Consider the following 19,830-nt stretch of genomic DNA (forward strand, 5'->3'; position numbering starts at 1 on the left):
TTCAATAGGTTTGTTTTATCAATATAATACCATTTTTGGTTTTATGATACGGTTTAATGTAGAGAGATTGCGCCCAACGGAATCTCTCTACTTTTTTATGACCTTTTGAGCAATGTATTGAAGCGATACAGGCTATTTTATATGCTTTACTATAAGAACACAATCGATTGACTTAAATTTCATGTCGTTTTTCTCATATTATTTTATTAGCCTTGTGTAATCTTTTTATGTAAAAAATATTAATCTAAAATTCCAAAAATGGATTCAAAACAAGCGTATTTAAAAGAAGGTCAATCGACGACCGGCCCAATGATTATTATAGGCTCCTTATTTTTTATCTTCGGATTTGTAACCTGGCTGAATTCCCTACTTATTCCATATTTAAGAATCGCATGTGATTTAACAGAATTTCAATCCTATTTAGTCACTTTCGCGTTTTACATTGCATATTTAGTTATGGCCCCAGTATCAACTTGGGTTCTGAATAAATATGGGTTTAAAAAGGGAATGGGGATCGCTCTGGGCATAATGGCATTTGGCGCTTTATTGTTTATTCCGGCAGCATATTCACGAACATATTTAATCTTTTTAATTGGATTGTTTACGATGGGCGGTGGATTGGCAATTCTCCAGACAGCCTCAAATCCTTACATTACAATTCTTGGACCTGTAGAAACTGCTGCCAAAAGGATTAGTATTATGGGGATATGTAATAAATTGGCGGGCGGCCTAGCGCCAATTATTCTTGGGTTATTTTTAAATTTAGGAGAAGCAGATAAAATTTCTAAACAAGTAGAAACCTTATCTCCAGAGGAATATAGCAAAGCTCTAGATGGAATTGCGCTTCAAGTTGTTAATCCTTACATTGGAATTGTTATCGTTTTACTGATTTTAGCATTTTGGATTTCAAGGTCTAATCTTCCTGATGTCCAAGGAAATGAAGAAGAGACGGCAGACCATCATAAAGTAAGCGAAAATAAAACAAGTATTTTCCAATTTCCTCATGTTGTATTGGGGTTTATTACCTTATTTCTTTATGTCGGCGTTGAGGTTTTAGCTGGGGATACCATCATCTCCTATGGAGTTTCACAAGGAATCGGATTGGAAACTGCTAAAAACTTTACCATGTTTACTATGTTGGCTATGGTTCTTGGGTACATCATTGGTATCCTTACGATTCCAAGGTTTTTGAAGCAAGAAACCGCTTTGAAGGGTTGCGGTATTCTTGGAATAATTTTTACATTCGGAATTGTTTCAACTTCTGGAATGATCTCACTCATATTCGTTGGTTTATTGGGTTTAGCAAATTCATTGATTTGGCCGGCCATTTGGCCATTAGCATTAAAAGGGGTCGGTAAATTCACTAGCGCTGCATCTGGATTATTGGTTATGGGTATTGCGGGTGGAGCAGTTATCCCTTTGCTTTATGGTCAGCTTGCTGAACACGTTGGTTCACACACGGCATACTGGATTGCTTTACCATGTTATTTATTCATTCTCTATTATGCCATTGCAGGACATAAAGTTGGAAAAGCTTAGTAGTAGAATTACATATATACACAAAAAAGAACTCCAATTGGAGTTCTTTTTTTGTGTGAAATTTCTAGAGGATTTGAATTAAAATGTTCCCACATCTGAAATTCCATTGTATCTCTAGAATGATTTATCTCGTTCATTGTATAATCATGAAATCTTTAGTAATTTCACATCGATAAAAAATCAATTGTAAATGAAAACAACAGTATTAAGTCTATTCGCTGCAACAGCATTATTTTTTACTTGCCAGAATGCTATGGCACAGGTAAAATTACCTCCCGCGAGCAGTACACAAACTTTAAAACAAGGTTTAGGAATTAAAAACATTGAACTGACCTATCAACGTCCAAATACCAATGGCCGTACGATTTTCGGTGACTTAGTACCATACGGAGAAGTATGGCGTACAGGAGCAAATAATATTCCTTCGATTACATTTGAGGAACAGGTAAGCATTCAAGGAAATGTTGTTCCAGCAGGAACTTATGGAATTTTTACTATTCCAAACAAAGATGAATGGACCATTATTCTTTCGACGAATGTGAAACAATGGGGAGCTTACGAATACAAAAAAGAAGAAGATTTCTTGCGCTTTAATGTAAAGGCTGAGACCTTAACAAATAAAGTAGAAACATTTACAATCAGCTTTGATGATGTAACGACAAAATCTACAAATGTTTCCTTGGCTTGGGATTTAGCAAAAGTCAAATTCACAATTGTGGCAGACCAAACTAAAGAAATTCTTGCATCGATTGACGAAGCAATGAAAGGTGAGAAAAAACCATATTTCCAATCTGCTCAATATTATTACCTAAATGATCTAGACATCAATAAGGCTGTTGAATGGATGAATATTGCTGATCAAGGCAACACAAACATGCCTTACATAAAATATTGGAAAGCTCGCGCTTTATTAAAATCAGGAAATAAAGCTGCTGCTATCAAAACTGCTGAAGAGGGCGTTGATATCGCGAAAAAAGCAAATAACGGCGAATACATTAAATTGAATACGCAAGTTATTGAACAAGCGAAAAAATAAAACTACTTAAGGAATACGTCGTAAAAGCAATTTTATCAAATTGCTTTTACGACTTTGCTATCAAACTAGTATTCCTAATCCGTCCCCACCCCTCTCGTCCAAGCAACTTGACAATCTTCACTATTTAAGGTAAATTTACTTTATGATTTGCACTAAAGCTTGACAAAGCTAGGTTTTAGCAGACAGATTAAAAGTATCTCTGCAAAAGAAATCTGAGTCTCAAAGTCAAACATACCGTTTTGACTTGTTACTTTATGAAAGTTGAAAGCTTTAGGTTATAACAAAAATTGGCTTACTAAATAAGTTTTATATCATGGAAAATACTATTCTTATAGAAATAACCAACCAAAAAGCTCTGGGGATTCTACACGAGTTGGAAGAGTTGAAGCTAATAAAGGTGTTGAAAAGAAATACGAATCCCGCAAAAACAAAATTATCTGATAAATACAGAGGTAGCATAAGCAAAGAACTAGCGGAAGAATTAAATGAACATATTAAGCAGATGCGGAACGAATGGAACAATATCTGATTGACACTAATGTGGTTTCCGATTATCTTTCGGCTTCCTTGCCCTCCCTAGGTATGGTCTTTTTGGATGTAGTAATTGATGCAGTACCTAACCTTTCCATAATTACTCAAATTGAACTCCTTTGCTGGAATACAGATAAAATCACTTCTCAAAATGTTCACAATTTTATTGTTGATAGTGTCGTATTAGATATTACCCCTGGTGTAATTACACAGTGTGTAGTTTTGAGAAAAGAAAAAAAAATCAAATTACCTGATGCTATTATTGCAGCCACTGCTATGGTAAATAACTTAATTTTTAATTAGCAGAAACACACATGATTTTAAAAACATTGGGGATTTAAAAGTCATAAACCCGCACATCCTGTAAGTCAAAAGAAATGATGTTCAAAATATCGAATTAAGTATGTAATAAAAGTCCAAGATTCTCAATTTCATTTAGCAAAAACCTTAATAGCTTAAACATCAATTAAAATTTCACATTTCTTTACTAATTAAAGTTTCTATATCTTCCACACTATTTTCCCCTAGCCACATGTAGTTTGAATTCTTCAATGGCCAAGAAATCGATGAAAATCCATCTTTCCTCATTCTTCTAAACCAATCCTTATAAATTCTATAGACTACATCCATATCTTCTCTACTAAAATTGCATATTTGTCCGGTATTTTTATTGATTAGAACTGGTGAAATGTAAACTGGATCGTCAAAAATCATGCTGGTTAATGTGTATAATGCTTCTACTTCTACAGAAAATTTGATGTTCTCATTTATCAATTTCATTCTGTTTTCAATTCTTCCGTATCTGTAAGAATAGGTCCTATTGCTCACAGTCTGGTTTTTGTAAAAACAAAAATATTCTTCAAGTGCCTCTATTGCATCTGGCTTGCTTAAGTTGCTTCGTCTGAATAAGAACCGATCCTCTAAGAATTCATTATCTTGATTTTTTGAAGGATAAGAAGCAATGATATATTGCTCGCTATTGCTAACTTCGGATAACGATAAGTAGTTCAATTTCTGACAATTTAGGCGCTGAGTAGAACAACTGATTAGTAAAAAAAGAACTCCCATACATACAACAGCTCTATAAGTTTTATACTTGTTGATATAAGGATCCATGAGGTTTAAAAGTTAAATTTAATTAGACGGCTCGACTATATTTAAAGAATTGTACAAAACCTCCACAGGATGTTTCGCCTTTTCCATGACGCCATGTTCAATTTGATGTCGGCAACTAGAGCCCGGGGCTACTACAATTGTATGTTCCTTTTTATTTCGAATCGTTGGGAATAAAACTAATTCTCCGATTTTCATCGAGATATCATAATGTTCCTTTTCATAGCCAAAAGACCCCGCCATTCCACAGCAACCGGAAGGAATTTTTTTAACCTTAAAATTTTCTGGAATTGACAGAACTTGGCTAATCGAATCTTCTAATCCCCAAGCTTTCTGCTGGCAATGTCCATGAACCAAAATCTCTTTTTTATCATCCAAAAATTGATTGGAAAGAATATTGCCCAACTCAAATTCTTTCAGCAGAAATTCTTCAATTGTAACGGCTAACGGAGCGATTTTTTTTGCTGCCGCAATGAGATTTTCATCCACCAAATCAACATACTCATCCCGAAATGATAAAATAGTTGAAGGTTCAACGCCAACCAGCAAAGTTTCTTCGTTCAATCGGGAAGAGAATAATTCTACATTTTTATTCGCCAATTTTTTCGCTTCGCGCAATAACCCCTTTGACATCAAAGCCCGGCCACTAAACGCATGCGGAATAATCAACACTTCGTAATGCAAGGCTTCTAAAAGCTCGATGGTCTTTTTTCCTATTTCTACATCATTGTAATTGGTGAATTCATCGCAGAAAAAATAAACTGATTTGATTTTCGAGTTTCGAAGATCAGGTTTATTTCTTTTCAAAAACCATTGACGCAAGGATTGGCTGGCGATTTCAGGAAGGGGACGCATTGTCGAAAAACCCATTGCTTTTTTAATCAACTTTCCAGTAAATGCGTTTCCGATTGTCCAGTTGTAGAATGCAGGAAAAGCCGAAGCCAATTTCGTTAATCGATCCACATGGCCAATCATATTCGCTCGAAATGGAATTCCATTCGCGTCGTAATACTGCTGCAAAAAGTCAGCTTTCAATTTTGCCATATCGACCGAAGACGGACATTCTGATTTGCAACCTTTGCAAGAAAGGCACAGATCCATGACTTCTTTGATTTCGACATGGTCAAATGGATTGTTTTTCGTTGACTGCGTCAAGAGTTCCCTCAATATATTTGCGCGCGCACGCGTCGTATCTTGCTCGTTTTTGGTGACCATGTATGAAGGGCACATCGTACCGCCCGATCCCGCAGATTTCCGGCAATCCCCAGAACCATTGCATTGCTCAGCATGCTGAAGAATGGTTTGGTTTGCATAACGAAAAACGGATTTTATGACTGGGCTCTTCTGCTTGTAATCATAGCGCAAGTGTGTATTCATAGCTGGGCTGTCCACAATTTTTCCAGGATTGAAAATACCTTTTGGATCCCATGCTTGTTTAATATCTTTTAGCAATTGATAATTCTTATCGCCAATCATCATGGAAATAAATTCCCCTCTCAATCGGCCGTCGCCATGCTCGCCGCTTAATGATCCTTTATATTTCTTGACCAATTTTGCTACCTCAATGGCTATTTCGCGAAATAATTGGGTACCCTCTTCGGTTTTCAGATTTAAAATTGGCCGAAGGTGCAATTCTCCTGTCGCGACATGTGCGTAATGCACCGAATACAGGTTGTATTTAGCTAGCAGTTGGTTAAACTCATGGATATAAGCTGGAAGATCATTGACAGCGACTGCCGTGTCCTCAATCACCGCGACGGGCTTTTCGTCGCCAGGCATATTGCTCAAAAGTCCTAAACCAGCTTTCCGCAAATCCCAAACTTTCTTTTTATCAGCACCAGTAATCAATGGAAAATAATAACCCAATTCGGCTTTCCGCATATCATTTTCGACTAATGCCACTTTCTGCTCGATTTCTTCAAGCGATGTTGCTTCGTACTCAATAATCAGAATGGCTTCTGGATTTCCTTGGACAAAAAATCGATTTTTCTTTTGTTCGATGTTACTTTCTGTACAGTCCAAAATGTACTTATCCATCAGTTCGGAAACCAAGGGCTTATGTTGCAAGGCAATCAAATTTGCTTTTAAAGCCTCATCAATTGAAGAAAAATGAACACACAAAAGTCCAGTTGGCTTTTTGGATAAATCAGCAAGATTAAGCTTGATTTCGGTTATAAATGCCAACGTACCTTCGGAGCCACAGAGCAATTTGCTAAAATTGAAATTCGCTCCTTCCGTATGAAATGGGTTGCTTCGCAATAATAAGTCAATCGCGTAACCTGTGTTTCTTCTAGGAATAGACGATTTGGGAAATTGCGTATTGATTTCTTGCTGATTTTCATAGTTCCCTAGAATGCTTCGAATTTGTGTATACAACTGCCCTTCTAACGTATCCAATTGGCATTTTGCAATGAAGTCATCAAAAGATAAATCCTGAAATTCGGCTTTCGAACCATCCGACAACAAAGCCGTAATCGATAAAGTATGCTCCCTTGTGCTTCCAAAAATCAAGGAATTCGAACCGCAGGAATTGTTGCCAACCATACCTCCAATCATTGCGCGATTTGCAGTCGAAGTTTCTGGACCGAAATATAGATCAAAGGTTTTCAAATAGGCATTTAGCTCATCACGAACAACTCCAGGTTGCAATCGAATCCATTTTTCGTTTGGATTAAGTTCGATAATATTGGTAAAATATTTAGAAACATCGACGACTATTCCGGCTCCAACAACCTGTCCGGCCAGCGAAGTACCAGCAGTTCTAGGGATTAAGGAAGTTTCATAGTTCGTAGCAAACGCAATGAGTTTTTTAAGGTCTTCTTCGTCTTTTGGAAAAGCGACCGCCAATGGCAGTTCCCGATAAGCAGAAGCATCCGTAGCGTAGAGAATACGCATTTTTTCATCCCAGAAAAGTTCGCCCGAAAGCTGATTTTTTAGCTCCGCTAATAAGGCTTCCATGGATAATTACGAATTTTTGATCTGTGTGATGTAGGTGCTTTCGAATATTTTATCGGCATTGTTTGTTTCAAAACCGTCACGACGATGTTTCACTTCAATGCTTTCTTTAGGAAGATGCTTGTATTCCGGCAGGACGCTTCGCTCTGCAAATTCCACATAGCTTCCAGCAATTTTTAACGTCTTTCCATCAGCAAAACTTGCATCGTACAAAGCAGAAACCGTACTGCTCTGTCTTAATAAACCATCGTCGCTTGTTTTTATTTTTCCTCCAGAAGTATTCAATTTGACACCAATACTTTCCAGAAATGCATTGAATTCTTCCAATGTATTGTATCCATCTTTCAGTTCATGAATACTGATGGTATAATGATTCAAATAATAGCGGTTATAAATTACCCAAGCTGCATATTCAGACTCGGACAGCAACGCTTCATATTCTACTGAAGTTGGCAAATCCCATAAAGGTTTTTGAAGAAAAGCAGCCACTTCTTCGCCATTCTGCAAATCCAATGTATCCACAGGATCATTAGAAATGGGACTGGTATATTTATAAATAATGTCCTGTGCTTCTTTTGATAAAGCAGAGACAATCAATTCAGAAACAAAAATTCTAGGAAATTCTGGCGAAGGAGGCGAAAACCAATAGGCATCCAATTTCTTTCCTTCAAAATAATAATGATCGCGTTTGGAATAGCCGTAAGCAATAAATATTTCTTCAAATGAAGCAATCCCCAAATTCGGTACGCCCAAAGTTCTAAAAGCTATATGGTCATTGACAATTTCCGCTTCCGATTGAATCACATCCTTTTCAACCAATGCATCGGTTATCTTACTGACATCAGAAACATTTTTCTTATAATGATCAAACAAATCATTCAATACAATAGCTAAGGGAGAATTTTCTTGAAACTGCATATATTTACGTTTTACACTAAAGTAAATTTAACGATTTATTAGCAATATAGGAAAGTGAAAAAGTGGATATTATTGAAAATAATTCAGCAACATCAAGCGATTGGCAAATAATATTCTGAAAATTATAATTCTTCGATAAGAATTTTCTCCAGCTCTTCTGGAGTCAAATCAATATTTACATTCCCATCCTTAGCAAAAGAAATCTCGCCTGTTTCTTCAGAAACCACAACCGCAATCGCTTCGGAAATTTCCGTTACACCAATTGCGGCCCGGTGGCGCAAACCAAATTGCGGAGGCAAATCCTCGCTGTCGGAAATGGGCAAAATCGAGCTTGCAGTCATTACCCGATAATCCACTATTACAACAGCTCCATCATGCAGAGGACTGTTTTTAAAGAAAATGGATTCGATCAAAGCTTTCGAAACTGGCGCATCGATGGGTACACCGCTAGATTGATAATATTCTTCGTCAAAATATTTAGAGAAGATCAATAAGGCACCTGTTTTGGTTTTTGACATGCTCCTGCACGCTTCTATGATTGGTTTAATACTATCGGCGTTGCTATTTTCGACAGATTTTTTACTTCCGAAGAAAGACCAAAGGTATTTCTTTCTTCGCATGGAAATATTTTTCCCGATATGCAATAAAAACCGCCTGATTTCTTGCTGAAAAACCACAATCAATGCAATCGAGCCGACAGAAATAAAACCGCCAAAAATTTCAGTTAATAGTTTCATTTCCAATTGCTTTACGACTAGGTATATTCCGTAAAACAAACCTACTCCTATCAGAATATTCACAGCAATCGTTCCTTTAATCAGGCTGTAAACGTAATAGATAATGATAGCCACAAGGATAATATCGATAAAATCGAGCAGGCGAAATTCACTAAGAAAACTGAAATCTATTCCATTCATTTGAATGCAATTTAATTAAATTCCTAAAAGAAATTGTTAATTATTCCTAAAAAGCCATAATGCGCCTAATAATTCGCATTTTTACAGTGTTAAATTCAAAGAAACTATGGAAATGACAAAGTTATCAGTGAACATCAATAAGATTGCGACACTAAGAAATTCTCGGGGTGGAAACGTGCCTAATGTTGTTGCGGCAGCATTGGCTTGCGAACGATTTGGAGCGCAGGGAATCACAGTTCATCCACGTCCTGACGAACGCCATATACGTTATCAGGATGTCTTCGATCTAAAAGCGGCAATCAAAACAGAGTTTAATATCGAAGGAAATTGCAGGGAGCAGAAATTTGTGGATTTGGTATTAGCCAATAAACCAACTCAAGTTACCTTAGTTCCTGATGAATTGGGACAAATCACGTCAAACCATGGCTGGGACACGATAAAACATAAAGATTACTTGACTGAAATGTGCAAACTTTTCAAAGATCAGGGCATCCGCGTTTCGATTTTTGTCGATCCTGATGAAGACATGGTTGAAGCGGCAGCCGAAACTGGAACTGACCGAATAGAATTATACACCGAAGCCTATGCAGAAGCTTTTAACTCAAGAAAAGATGAAGCTATTCGTCCTTATTTCAGAGCGGCGATTAAAGCAAGAGAAGTAGGATTAGGCGTAAATGCAGGCCATGATTTAGATTTGAATAACTTGGCCTATTTCAATCAACATATTCCCGACTTATTGGAAGTCAGCATAGGTCATGCCTTGATTGCCGATGCGCTTTACTTAGGCTTAGAAGAAACCATCAAGCGTTACCTAGCTGCATTAAAGTAAAAAGTAAATATCCCTTTAGAAATATAGAGAATTTACCGAAAAAGCCACAGAGATAAGATCATAAATCATTCTTTGTGGCTTTTATTAACCTTCGACTCTTAAAGCCTTTCTACATTTTTTGAATTTCCACAGTGTTATTCAATTCCTCTAAAGATTCTATTCCATCGAATTTTCGATAAGAAAGTTCCGTCTTTATCCCAGCTCAACCAAGTAAACAAGGCTTTACCAACGATATGATCTTCAGGGACAAATCCGAATTCTCTAGAATCCAATGAATTATCTCTATTATCACCCATCATCCAGTAATAATTCATTTTTACGGTGTAGGTCTCGGTTTTTAGTCCATTGATGTATATGCCATCGGCTTTTTTCTCTAACGTATTTCCTTCATATACCGTAATAATCCGTGTATAAATTGGTAGTGTCAAGCTATCTAAGGTTACGACATCTCCGCTTTTTGGCACGTTTAAAGGCCCGAAATTATGGAAATCCCAATTATAAGGATGCTCATGTGGAAAAGCGGAGCCGCTTACTTCGTAAGGAATTATTCGCTTCACATTTCCCCAAGAAGCTACGTCTTTTTCTTCTTCAGCTGTGATATGCAATAGATAAGGTTCAACAAAACTTTCATTAAATTCATAGCGTTTGTCAATCAATCGCTGTTTATTCAATCCTGTACCATCTGTGTAGACGAAATAACCGTGCTGCACATCAGGAGAATCAAACCCATTTTCTCCGTTGACAAAAAGCTTTCCAGATTTCATCTCAACCACATCGCCCGGAATACCGATACAACGCTTGATATAATTTTCACGTTTATCTACAGGACGGTTGTAAGGCGCATCAGCTTCTGTAGGCAAATTAAAAACTATCACGTCATAACGTTTGATTTCCTGAAATCCTGGAAGGCGTTTGTATGGAATATGAATAATTTCTGAATAAGCCTTGCCCCCCGTAATTGGCATGGTATGGTGTGCAAATGGAAATGCAAGTGGCGTCATTGGAATTCGTGGCCCGTAATTTAATTTGCTTACAAACAGAAAATCTCCAACCAACAAACTTCTTTCCATTGACCCTGTCGGAATCATGTAAGCTTCTATAAGAAACCCACGGATTAACGATGCAGCAATTGTAGCAAAAATAATTGCATCTGCCCATTCACGAGCCGCTGTCTTTTTATAAGGATATTTCTTTTTAAATTCTTCCGTATTTGAGGGACCTAAATATTTGACCAATGGATCTCTACCCCACATCGGCAACACGATAAACGGCACCAAAACGGCCGCTGCTGTTTCCCAAAAACGACGTTTTCCAAATGATTTAAGCAAATCAAAATACAATCCGTAGAAAATAAAAATATTGACAATTGGAACCAACAGCAAGAAAACCCACCAAGTAGGCCTAGCCGTCAATTGCGCCATTACGTATTCTCTATAAAATGGAATAATAGATTCCCAACCTTGTTTACCCGCCTTCTTAAAAAGCAGCCATAAACCGTATAAAGAAATTACTGTTACTATTCCAAAAATGATATACCACATAGGATTTTCTTTAAAACTATTTTACTGAATAATCGACCTCAGTGTAAGTCGCTTATTTTTAAATTTTGTTACAACTAATGCTGTTTACTTATTAAAATCGAACATTTCTGTTACTTGATAAAAGCCTTTTTTACCATAAAGCCACTCCGCTGCAATCACAGCTCCCAAGGCAAAACCTTCTCGGCTGTGCGCCGTATGTTTAAATTCAATCTGATCAACTTCTGAACTATAAAGTACGGTATGCGTTCCTGGAACTTCTTCAATACGTAAGCTCTCAATCAGCAATTCTTCAGGTTTTGTAATCACTTCTTTCGAATCGTCTACCAAGTCATTGACCCAAGATTTTTTCTGATCAAAATTATCAATGATGCCTTCGGCAATTGTAATCGCTGTTCCGCTAGGCGCATCCAATTTATGGATGTGGTGAATTTCTTCAACCTGAACTTCGTATTGTTTATATGGATTCATGGCTTGCGCCAACAATTTATTGACATGAAAAAAAACATTGACACCAATGCTAAAATTAGAGCCATATAAAATGCTTTGGTCTTCGGCTAAACACATTTCCTTCACTTCGTCCAAATGTTCATACCAGCCCGTCGTACCCACAACTAGCGGCAAATGAGCTTCGAAACAAAGACTGATGTTTTCCAATGCAGCATGTGGAGTGCTAAAATCGATTGCGATATCCGCGTTTTCTAAATCAGAAGGTAGAAGATTTCCCCGGTTATTTTCATCCACTATTAGTGCTATTTCATGCCCTCGTTTAAGCACAAATTTTTCAATTAGCTGGCCCATTTTGCCATAACCTAATAGTACTATTTTCATCTGTTTGCGTATTATAATTGGCTAATTTAACAAATATCTTATACAATTATTATTTTAAGTTCATTGTAAATTTAATTCCTGGAGCCATCATATTTCCTTGAAAAATATTGGTTGTTGTTCCATAGGTCGGCAGAAATGTTGGAGAAACCTTAAACGATAAATTATCGCTCATGTCCCATCGATATTTCAACATCGAATTGACATAGGCTTCTAATACATTCAACCCATACCAGCCAACTGTAGCTAGTATGACCAAATCACGGTTTCGCCGAACATTGTCTTTCGCGCGAATCAATCCATCTGTACTGTAGCTAATTTCTGCCCATGGACCATTTGGATCTGTTTCCCCATTGTTTGCAGAACGATACTGCAACTCAGTTAAATATGTTCTGTAATAAAATTGCCAATAATCAAAAGTGAAATAACCAGCTACAAGTCCACCGTAAATGACAGGAACTTTAACCCACCACAAACCGCCGTTGGTATATTGTCCCCATCCTGGCAAAACCAATGATCTTCTCCAAGCTTTTCTGGACAATTCTTCAATGTGCAATCTTGCTGAATCTTTTTTGATGTCTTTAAAGTAATATTTCTCGCGTTCTTTTTCGGCTTTCTCTCTTTCGCGACGTTCTTTTCTAGTCTCTTTCACCGTATCCTGTGCAGCTTTTGCAATAGAATCAGTTTGAATAGTTTTCGTCGCCGGAATGGTATCTACAACCTGAGCATAAGAAAAGTTAACGAAAAGTAAAAGAAATAATATGATGCTTAATTTATGCATTACCAATCCAATAGTTCGAGAATACGGCTTAAATCATCTTCCGAATCGAAAGGAATTTCTATCGCTCCTTTTCCTTTAGCAGACTTCATGTTAAGTTTTACTCGTGTTGCAAATTTTGAAGCCAAATCATCCTCAATCTTTTGAAATTGAAAACTCATTGGGTTTGATTTCCTCTTATTTTTTTGATCAGAATTGGCCGATTGCTCCTGCATGATGCGAACCAATTCTTCTGTTTTACGGACAGATAATGATTTTTCTATAACTTCTTTGAAAATAAATAACTGAACATCAATTTCAGCAACATTGACCAAAGCACGTGCATGTCCCATTGATAACTGACCATCACGGATAGCCGCTTGGATAACGGGAGGAAGCTTCAGTAAACGAAGGTAATTTGTGACGGTCGATCTATTTTTAGAAACTCGATCACCCAATTCCTCTTGCTTTAGATTACATTCTTCAATCATCCGCTGAAAACTCAAGGCTACTTCAATCGCATTTAGGTTTTCACGCTGAATATTTTCGATAAGCGCCATTTCCAGCATTTGCTGGTCATTCGCTGTGCGAACATAAGCTGGAATTTCTTTTATTCCCGCTAATTTCGAAGCGCGCAATCGTCGCTCACCAGAAATTAGCTGATATTCGTTTTTGCTAATCTGACGAACGGTGATCGGCTGAATCAAACCTTGAAGCTTAATCGAATCGGCTAATTCTGCTAATGCTTGCGGATCAAAATCCGTTCTCGGCTGAAATGGATTGACATTAATTTGATCTACTTGGATAAAATTTATGCTTCCTGCCGGAGAAGTTTCTAAATTTTTTGTTGTGCCTGAAGAATTATGAATAGAGGTTCTCGAAACCTGAATGTCCTCCTCTTGTAATAGAGCACCTAATCCCTTTCCCAGTCCTGTTTTTCGTTGTTGTGCTGCCATATTTATACGGATACTGATTGGATATTTTCTTCTAATAATCCATTTTTCTGCAAGATTTCTCTCGCTAAGTTTAGATAATTTATCGCCCCTTTGCAAGACGCATCATGCATAATCACAGAAATACCGAAGCTAGGCGCTTCGCTTAAACGTGTATTGCGCTGAATAATCGTATCAAAAACCAATTCGCTGAAATGCGTGCGCACTTCTTCGACGACCTGATTCGATAAACGCAAACGCACATCATACATGGTCAATAAAATCCCTTCAATCTCTAAGGCTGTATTCAAACGGCTTTGAACGATTTTAATCGTGTTCAATAATTTGCCTAGACCTTCCAATGCGAAATATTCACACTGAACAGGAATAATAACCGAGCTTGCTGCTGTCAACGCATTGATCGTGATCAATCCCAAAGAAGGTGAACAATCGATAATGATAAAATCATAATTATCCTTAATCTGATCGAGCATTTTCTTCATCTTGTACTCGCGCTCGTTCAGGTTGATCATTTCAATTTCCGCACCCACCAAATCGATATGTGCTGGCAGTAAATCTAAATTAGGCGTTTCAGTCTGTTGAATGGCTTCCAAAGGATCCAAATCATTGACTAAACATTCATAAATACTAGCCTTGATGGATCTAGGGTCGAATCCGATTCCTGATGTGGAGTTCGCCTGCGGGTCAGCATCGATTAGCAATGTCTTATACTCTAAAACAGCCAAACTTGCCGCTAAATTAATGGAAGTTGTTGTTTTTCCTACACCGCCTTTTTGATTGGCTATTGCTATAATTTTTCCCATTGTCTTGAAATACCTTGCTTGCTCTACAAAAAATAAAAAATTAGATTCTCGTTAAAATTAACTTAAAATTTTAAAATCATTCGTATAGTAAATGCTTAAATGATGTTAAAATTGCTATTTTTGACCTGTGCGTCGAAGAATACAATTTGATGCTAAGATACAAAAAATGAAGCACCTATTTGTATCCTAAATCTTTGCTTTTGATAAGTTACATAAGAACAATGAATTTAATTATTTCAGGTACAAACAGACAGCCTAGCAACTCCTTAAAAATAGCACGCTACTATCAGGAAGAATTAAAACTCCGAAATGAAGACTGGGAAATTCTATCGCTGACCGATCTTCCATCGGATATTATTGAAACGGATCTGTATGGAAAAAGATCGGAGGAATTCTCAAAAATTCAAGATAAGGTTTCGTTGGCTCAGAAATTTATATTCATTATTCCCGAATACAATGGCAGTTATCCAGGGATTCTAAAATTATTTATTGATGCTTGTGCTTTTCCGATTTCATTCACGCATAAAAAAGTAGCTTTAGTTGGCATTTCGACCGGCAAATATGGAAATATTCGCGGTGTTGATCATTTTACAGGAGTCTGCAATTATTTACGAATGCATGTGCTTCCGCTAAAGATCCATATTCCACAAATTCAGCATGAAATCAACCAAGATTTGGAGTTGGTAGATCCGATAACCCTACGGTTTGTTCAGGAGCAGATTGAGGAAATTATTCGCTTCTAATTATTCCCTTTGATAATATTTTCTAACAGGTCTTCGATTGAATTTTTGAAACGGATTTCTTCTACCGGATATTTCCCCATCTCACCTTTCTTTAGCTCATAATAAAAGATTTCCCACGCTCCGCGATTGTATTCTAAGGCAGTTAAATTTTCCACCCAATCGCCTGAATTCATATAAATACATGACCCTTTTTTCGTAACAACTTCCCGAATTTGAGGGTTGTGAATATGTCCGCAAATCACATAATCGTATTTGCTTTCTATTGCTAATTCTGAGGCCGTTTCTTCAAAATCCGAAATAAATTTTACCGCTTTTTTTACGGTGTTTTTTATTTTCTTCGATAGTGAATACCTTTCTCTTCCCATTTTTAAAAGTGCCCAATTGATTACGTTGTTCAATTGGATCAATCGGTCGTAACCCCAGCCACCCAATTTTGCTAACCATTTTGAATGTTGGATCGAAGCATCAAACACATCACCATGAAAAATCCAGGTACTTTTTCCACCCAGATTTAGCAATAGCTTATTCGCCAATTGAATGTTCCCGAATTTGACATGGTTAAATTTCCGCAACAGCTCATCATGGTTTCCCGTTATGTAAACGATTTCACAGCCTTGATAAGCCATGTCCAAAAGCTGCTTTAAAACAGCAAAGTGACTGTCTGGAAAATAGCTTTTTTTGAATTGCCAAATATCAATGATATCGCCATTCAAAATCAACTTCCCAGGATTTACAGATTTCAAATAGTGGAGCAGCTCCTGCGCATGACATCCATAGGTTCCTAAATGAATATCTGAAAGTACTACAACATCAACATTTCTCTTCATATTCGTTTTTTCAAACTAACGGAAATCATGTTAACTTATCATTTTCAGGTAGTTAACAAATTAATAAATTTTACTTAATTTGATAAAAATTTTATTCCATGAAATATAGCGTAATCATCCTTGGTTTTGCGGCATTGATCGCATCCTGTTCCTCACCAAAAACAGAAATTAATACTTTGTCAGATGCAGAGAAAGAAGAAGGCTGGGAACTTTTATTCGACGGAAAAACTTTAACAGGCTGGCATGTGTATAACCTTGGCGATACGCTGTCAAAATGGGAAGCACGTGATGGAGAATTGGTGTGCGATCCAAAAAACAAAGGTGTTTTTGGAGATATTATTACGGATAAAGAATACAAAGATTTTGAACTGCTGATCGATTGGAAAGTGAGCAAGGGCGGGAATAGTGGCGTATTGATCAACGTGAATGAATCTCCGGAATATGCAGCAACATTTGCGACAGGCCTGGAAATGCAGTTATTAGATAACACGAATTCCGAACATCGCCATCAAATCGATTCCACGCATTGGGCTGGATGCTTGTATGCGGTTTCTTGCTATGGAACAAACTCAAAACCAAAGCCTTTCGGAGAATGGAATGAATCAAAAATCGTTCAAAAAAATAACCAAGTTAGTTTCTGGCTAAACGGTGCTTTAACATTTGAAGGAACTACAGGAACTCAGGAATGGGCCGATTTTGTTAAATCCACCAATATGAAAAATTACCCTGCATTCGGCACATTTTCTTCTGGCAAAATCGCTTTGCAAAACCACACCGATTTTATTGCGTTTCGCAATATTAAGATTAGGGAAATTTAAAATAGAAATCTCTTAGGTATTTGAAAACCAAGACCCTAAAAGAAAATAATTTTCTAAAACACAATTTTATTGATCATAAAAAAGGGGCGAAAATTTCGCCCCTTCCTATTTTGAATTTTTAATTTTTACTTAGCTAGCATTACATCATGCCACCCATGCCACCACCCATTGGAGGAGCACCAGCACCAGCATTTTCTTCTGGCTCGTCAGCTAGTACACATTCAGTAGTTAACAACATCGAAGCTACAGAAGCTGCATTTTCTAATGCTACGCGAGAAACTTTAGTTGGGTCAATAACACCTGCTCCAATTAAGTTTTCGTAAACATCTGTACGTGCATTGTAACCGAAATCAGCCGTTCCTTCTTTAACCTTCTGAACAACAACTGCTCCTTCGATACCTGCATTGTTACAGATTTGACGCAAAGGCTCTTCGATCGCACGTCTGATGATTTCGATACCGATCGTTTCATCTTCGTTGTCACCTTTGACACCTTGCAATGCATTGGAAGCGCGGATAAAAGCAACTCCACCACCAGCAACGATACCTTCTTCAACCGCAGCGCGAGTTGCATGCAATGCATCATCAACGCGGTCTTTTTTCTCTTTCATTTCAACTTCTGTTGTTGCGCCAACATACAATACAGCGACACCACCAGATAATTTAGCTAAACGCTCTTGTAATTTCTCGCGATCGTAATCAGAAGTAGTAGATTCGATTTGCGTACGGATTTGAGAAACGCGTGCTTTGATATCATCGCTGCTTCCAGCACCATTGATCACTGTAGTATTATCTTTGTCGATAACAACTTTTTCAGCTTGACCTAAGTACTCTAATTCAGCGTTCTCTAATTTGTAACCTCTTTCTTCAGAAATAACTGTACCGCCAGTTAAGATAGCGATATCTTCCAACATTGCTTTACGACGGTCACCGAAACCTGGCGCTTTAACAGCAGCAACTTTCAGAGATCCGCGGATTTTATTAACAACTAAAGTTGCTAATGCTTCTCCGTCTAAATCTTCAGCAATAATTACAAGTGGTTTTCCAGTTTGAACTTGTTTTTCCAAAATTGGCAACAATTCTTTCATGTTGCTGATTTTTTTGTCGTAGATTAAAATGTAAGGGTTTTCTAATTCCGCTTCCATTTTGTCAGAATTCGTTACGAAATATGGAGATAAATATCCACGGTCGAATTGCATACCTTCCACAGTTTTCACTTCAGTTTCAGTACCTTTTGCTTCCTCAACGGTGATAACACCATCATTTCCAACTTTTTGCATTGCTTCAGCAATCAATGAACCGATTATATCGTCATTGTTTGCAGAGATGGAAGCAACTTGTTTGATTTTGTTGATGTCTTGACCAACAACTTGAGATTGTGATTTTAAATCAGCAACAACAGCTGCAACAGCTTTGTCGATACCGCGTTTCAAATCCATGGGATTTGCACCGGCAGCAACCGATTTAATACCAGGAGCAATAATTGCTTGAGCTAAAACAGTTGCAGTTGTTGTTCCATCACCAGCTTGGTCAGCAGTTTTAGAAGCAACTTCTTTTACCATTTGAGCACCCATATTTTCTAAAGGATCTTTTAAATCGATTTCTTTAGCAACAGTAACACCATCTTTTGTGATTGAAGGTGCACCGAATTTTTTCTCAATAATCACATTACGACCTTTAGGGCCTAATGTTACTTTTACTGCGTTTGCAAGAGTATCAACTCCTTTTTTGAGCGCGTCACGCGCTTCAACGTTATATTTTACTTGTTTTGCCATGGTTTATTTATGATATATACTGAAAGCTATTTTCGTTAAATGTTTAACCTAACGCGATAACCTTTCTATATTTTAAATGATTAAACTTTAGTTTTTGAACTACAGAACTGCGTAAATATCAGACTCACGCATAATTAAATACTCTTTACCTTCGTAAGTGATTTCTGTTCCTGCATATTTACCATACAAAACTTTATCACCAACTTGTACAGTTAGAGGCTCTTCTGGTCTTCCAGTTCCAACCGCAACAATTGTTCCTTGAGATGGTTTTTCTTTAGCCGTATCGGGAATATAAATACCTGACGCCGTTTTTTCTTCTGCAGGGGCAGCTTCAACTACCACTCTGTCTCCAATAGGTTTAATACTTAATGCCATAATTATTTAATTGTTATTATTTAAATGTTTATATACTTCACTCCTCACCAATTATGCCAAAGAAAAATAGCTTGCTATTCTTGACAATATTTCATCGAATATTTTCTGATTGTCACGACATCTGCTGATGATGTGTCAGGATGTCAGCACATAAAAAAAGCCTCTTGGTACCCAAGAAGCTTTCTTTATATTTTTATTCAAATTAGTTTGCTGTATCAGCAGGCGTTTGAGCCGGCGCAGGAGATGTTGTTCCTGGAGCTGTATTGTTCAAATTCAAGTTAGGTACTTGTTGAGGAGCTTCGATTTGATCTCCTAAACCACCGCCTGTAGTTGAACTGCCTGAAGGGCCAACGATGTTAATTGCTAAACAGAAAACCATTAATGCAATAACTAATGCCCATGTTCCTTTTTCTAAAAAATCACTTGTGCGTTTTACGCCCATAATGTTAGATCCACCTGCAAAACCCGATGATAAACCACCACCTTTTGGATTCTGTATTAATACAAAAAAGGATAATAACACACTTGTTGCAATAATTAGGATAATTAATAACGTTGTCATTCTGATATACTTAT

General features: G+C 37.3%; 20 protein-coding genes. 7 read left to right on the forward strand and 13 right to left on the reverse strand.

Features of this window, described 5'->3' with window-relative positions:
* Positions 1-258 precede the first annotated feature (258 nt).
* The 4 genes from C4F49_RS01565 (at position 259) to C4F49_RS01580 (ending at position 3,409) form a co-directional block, all read left to right on the forward strand.
* A complete protein-coding gene (locus C4F49_RS01565) occupies positions 259-1,539 on the forward strand; it encodes a sugar MFS transporter (RefSeq protein ID WP_196934068.1) in 1,281 nt (426 codons plus the stop codon).
* A gap of 190 nt (positions 1,540-1,729) precedes the next feature.
* Complete coding sequence (locus C4F49_RS01570; RefSeq protein WP_196934069.1) at positions 1,730-2,575, forward strand: DUF2911 domain-containing protein; 846 nt, start codon at positions 1,730-1,732, stop codon at positions 2,573-2,575.
* Between the two features lie 313 nt (positions 2,576-2,888).
* Entirely contained in the window at positions 2,889-3,104 is a 216-nt protein-coding gene (locus tag C4F49_RS01575; RefSeq protein ID WP_196934070.1) for a hypothetical protein, read from the forward strand.
* Complete coding sequence (locus C4F49_RS01580) at positions 3,089-3,409, forward strand: type II toxin-antitoxin system VapC family toxin (protein WP_196934071.1); 321 nt, start codon at positions 3,089-3,091, stop codon at positions 3,407-3,409. Before C4F49_RS01575 ends, C4F49_RS01580 begins: the two co-directional genes overlap by 16 nt.
* Before the next feature lie 171 nt (positions 3,410-3,580).
* Here C4F49_RS01580 and C4F49_RS01585 read toward each other — a convergent pair whose 3' ends face one another.
* From C4F49_RS01585 to cdaA, 4 genes are all read right to left on the reverse strand, one after another.
* On the reverse strand, positions 3,581-4,117 hold the full coding sequence (locus C4F49_RS01585) for a hypothetical protein (protein ID WP_196934072.1): 537 nt from the start codon (positions 4,115-4,117) through the stop codon (positions 3,581-3,583).
* 123 nt (positions 4,118-4,240) lie between these two features.
* The gene (locus tag C4F49_RS01590) at positions 4,241-7,177 is read right to left on the reverse strand and encodes an FAD-binding and (Fe-S)-binding domain-containing protein (RefSeq protein ID WP_196934073.1); all 2,937 of its coding nucleotides are present in this window, start codon (positions 7,175-7,177) and stop codon (positions 4,241-4,243) included.
* A gap of 6 nt (positions 7,178-7,183) precedes the next feature.
* Positions 7,184-8,092, reverse strand: a complete 909-nt coding sequence (locus C4F49_RS01595; protein WP_196934074.1) for a DUF1338 domain-containing protein — start codon at positions 8,090-8,092, stop codon at positions 7,184-7,186.
* Positions 8,093-8,214: 122 nt separating this feature from the next.
* Positions 8,215-9,009 carry a diadenylate cyclase CdaA gene (gene cdaA, locus C4F49_RS01600; RefSeq protein WP_196934075.1) on the reverse strand — a complete coding sequence of 265 codons (795 nt, stop codon included), beginning with the start codon at positions 9,007-9,009 and terminating at the stop codon, positions 8,215-8,217.
* 112 nt (positions 9,010-9,121) lie between these two features.
* Between cdaA and C4F49_RS01605 the strand changes: the two genes are divergently transcribed.
* Positions 9,122-9,838 carry a pyridoxine 5'-phosphate synthase gene (locus C4F49_RS01605; protein WP_196934076.1) on the forward strand — a complete coding sequence of 239 codons (717 nt, stop codon included), beginning with the start codon at positions 9,122-9,124 and terminating at the stop codon, positions 9,836-9,838.
* 134 nt (positions 9,839-9,972) lie between these two features.
* Here the strand turns inward: C4F49_RS01605 and lepB are convergent, their stop codons facing one another.
* The 5 genes from lepB to C4F49_RS01630 all read right to left on the reverse strand — a co-directional run bounded on the left by lepB (position 9,973) and on the right by C4F49_RS01630 (position 14,717).
* Positions 9,973-11,379 carry a signal peptidase I gene (gene lepB, locus C4F49_RS01610; protein WP_196934077.1) on the reverse strand — a complete coding sequence of 469 codons (1,407 nt, stop codon included), beginning with the start codon at positions 11,377-11,379 and terminating at the stop codon, positions 9,973-9,975.
* Between the two features lie 84 nt (positions 11,380-11,463).
* Positions 11,464-12,207 carry a 4-hydroxy-tetrahydrodipicolinate reductase gene (gene dapB / locus C4F49_RS01615; protein ID WP_196934078.1) on the reverse strand — a complete coding sequence of 248 codons (744 nt, stop codon included), beginning with the start codon at positions 12,205-12,207 and terminating at the stop codon, positions 11,464-11,466.
* A 49-nt stretch (positions 12,208-12,256) separates the two neighbouring features.
* Complete coding sequence (locus tag C4F49_RS01620; RefSeq protein WP_196934079.1) at positions 12,257-12,985, reverse strand: DUF5683 domain-containing protein; 729 nt, start codon at positions 12,983-12,985, stop codon at positions 12,257-12,259.
* Positions 12,985-13,917: a ParB/RepB/Spo0J family partition protein gene (locus tag C4F49_RS01625; protein ID WP_196934080.1), complete on the reverse strand. Its 933-nt coding sequence runs from the start codon at positions 13,915-13,917 to the stop codon at positions 12,985-12,987. Before C4F49_RS01625 ends, C4F49_RS01620 begins: the two co-directional genes overlap by 1 nt.
* Before the next feature lie 2 nt (positions 13,918-13,919).
* The gene (locus C4F49_RS01630; RefSeq protein WP_196934081.1) at positions 13,920-14,717 is read right to left on the reverse strand and encodes a ParA family protein; all 798 of its coding nucleotides are present in this window, start codon (positions 14,715-14,717) and stop codon (positions 13,920-13,922) included.
* A gap of 221 nt (positions 14,718-14,938) precedes the next feature.
* Here C4F49_RS01630 and C4F49_RS01635 point away from each other — a divergent pair, with 221 nt between their 5' ends.
* Positions 14,939-15,460 carry an NADPH-dependent FMN reductase gene (locus C4F49_RS01635; protein ID WP_196934082.1) on the forward strand — a complete coding sequence of 174 codons (522 nt, stop codon included), beginning with the start codon at positions 14,939-14,941 and terminating at the stop codon, positions 15,458-15,460.
* On the opposite strand, the gene C4F49_RS01640 is transcribed toward C4F49_RS01635, so the two are convergent.
* Complete coding sequence (locus C4F49_RS01640; RefSeq protein WP_196934083.1) at positions 15,457-16,287, reverse strand: UDP-2,3-diacylglucosamine diphosphatase; 831 nt, start codon at positions 16,285-16,287, stop codon at positions 15,457-15,459. The two genes, C4F49_RS01635 and C4F49_RS01640, sit on opposite strands and share 4 nt — an antisense overlap.
* A gap of 98 nt (positions 16,288-16,385) precedes the next feature.
* Here C4F49_RS01640 and C4F49_RS01645 point away from each other — a divergent pair, with 98 nt between their 5' ends.
* Positions 16,386-17,105 (forward strand): 3-keto-disaccharide hydrolase, encoded by a 720-nt coding sequence (locus C4F49_RS01645; RefSeq protein ID WP_196934084.1) that lies wholly within the window; start codon positions 16,386-16,388, stop codon positions 17,103-17,105.
* A gap of 139 nt (positions 17,106-17,244) precedes the next feature.
* On the opposite strand, the gene groL is transcribed toward C4F49_RS01645, so the two are convergent.
* The 3 genes from groL to secG form a co-directional block, all read right to left on the reverse strand.
* Complete coding sequence (groL, locus tag C4F49_RS01650) at positions 17,245-18,879, reverse strand: chaperonin GroEL (RefSeq protein WP_196934085.1); 1,635 nt, start codon at positions 18,877-18,879, stop codon at positions 17,245-17,247.
* A 99-nt stretch (positions 18,880-18,978) separates the two neighbouring features.
* A complete protein-coding gene (locus C4F49_RS01655; RefSeq protein ID WP_196934086.1) occupies positions 18,979-19,254 on the reverse strand; it encodes a co-chaperone GroES in 276 nt (91 codons plus the stop codon).
* A gap of 202 nt (positions 19,255-19,456) precedes the next feature.
* On the reverse strand, positions 19,457-19,816 hold the full coding sequence (gene secG / locus C4F49_RS01660) for a preprotein translocase subunit SecG (RefSeq protein ID WP_196934087.1): 360 nt from the start codon (positions 19,814-19,816) through the stop codon (positions 19,457-19,459).
* Positions 19,817-19,830 lie beyond the last annotated feature (14 nt).

Source organism: Sphingobacterium hungaricum (genome assembly GCF_015210005.1).
GTDB lineage: Bacteria > Bacteroidota > Bacteroidia > Sphingobacteriales > Sphingobacteriaceae > Sphingobacterium > Sphingobacterium hungaricum.

Excerpts from the sequence above, each read along its gene's own strand:
- C4F49_RS01565 (WP_196934068.1), top strand. The coding sequence starts at position 259 with ATGGATTCAAAACAAGCGTATTTAAAAGAAGGTCAATCGACGACCGGC.
- C4F49_RS01570 (WP_196934069.1), top strand. The coding sequence starts at position 1,730 with ATGAAAACAACAGTATTAAGTCTATTCGCTGCAACAGCATTATTTTTT.
- C4F49_RS01575 (WP_196934070.1), top strand. The coding sequence starts at position 2,889 with ATGGAAAATACTATTCTTATAGAAATAACCAACCAAAAAGCTCTGGGG.
- C4F49_RS01580 (WP_196934071.1), top strand. The coding sequence starts at position 3,089 with ATGGAACAATATCTGATTGACACTAATGTGGTTTCCGATTATCTTTCG.
- C4F49_RS01590 (WP_196934073.1), bottom strand. The coding sequence starts at position 7,177 with ATGGAAGCCTTATTAGCGGAGCTAAAAAATCAGCTTTCGGGCGAACTT.
- C4F49_RS01595 (WP_196934074.1), bottom strand. The coding sequence starts at position 8,092 with ATGCAGTTTCAAGAAAATTCTCCCTTAGCTATTGTATTGAATGATTTG.
- cdaA (WP_196934075.1), bottom strand. The coding sequence starts at position 9,009 with ATGAATGGAATAGATTTCAGTTTTCTTAGTGAATTTCGCCTGCTCGAT.
- C4F49_RS01605 (WP_196934076.1), top strand. The coding sequence starts at position 9,122 with ATGACAAAGTTATCAGTGAACATCAATAAGATTGCGACACTAAGAAAT.
- lepB (WP_196934077.1), bottom strand. The coding sequence starts at position 11,379 with ATGTGGTATATCATTTTTGGAATAGTAACAGTAATTTCTTTATACGGT.
- dapB (WP_196934078.1), bottom strand. The coding sequence starts at position 12,207 with ATGAAAATAGTACTATTAGGTTATGGCAAAATGGGCCAGCTAATTGAA.
- C4F49_RS01620 (WP_196934079.1), bottom strand. The coding sequence starts at position 12,985 with ATGCATAAATTAAGCATCATATTATTTCTTTTACTTTTCGTTAACTTT.
- C4F49_RS01625 (WP_196934080.1), bottom strand. The coding sequence starts at position 13,917 with ATGGCAGCACAACAACGAAAAACAGGACTGGGAAAGGGATTAGGTGCT.
- C4F49_RS01630 (WP_196934081.1), bottom strand. The coding sequence starts at position 14,717 with ATGGGAAAAATTATAGCAATAGCCAATCAAAAAGGCGGTGTAGGAAAA.
- C4F49_RS01635 (WP_196934082.1), top strand. The coding sequence starts at position 14,939 with ATGAATTTAATTATTTCAGGTACAAACAGACAGCCTAGCAACTCCTTA.
- C4F49_RS01640 (WP_196934083.1), bottom strand. The coding sequence starts at position 16,287 with ATGAAGAGAAATGTTGATGTTGTAGTACTTTCAGATATTCATTTAGGA.
- C4F49_RS01645 (WP_196934084.1), top strand. The coding sequence starts at position 16,386 with ATGAAATATAGCGTAATCATCCTTGGTTTTGCGGCATTGATCGCATCC.
- groL (WP_196934085.1), bottom strand. The coding sequence starts at position 18,879 with ATGGCAAAACAAGTAAAATATAACGTTGAAGCGCGTGACGCGCTCAAA.
- C4F49_RS01655 (WP_196934086.1), bottom strand. The coding sequence starts at position 19,254 with ATGGCATTAAGTATTAAACCTATTGGAGACAGAGTGGTAGTTGAAGCT.
- secG (WP_196934087.1), bottom strand. The coding sequence starts at position 19,816 with ATGACAACGTTATTAATTATCCTAATTATTGCAACAAGTGTGTTATTA.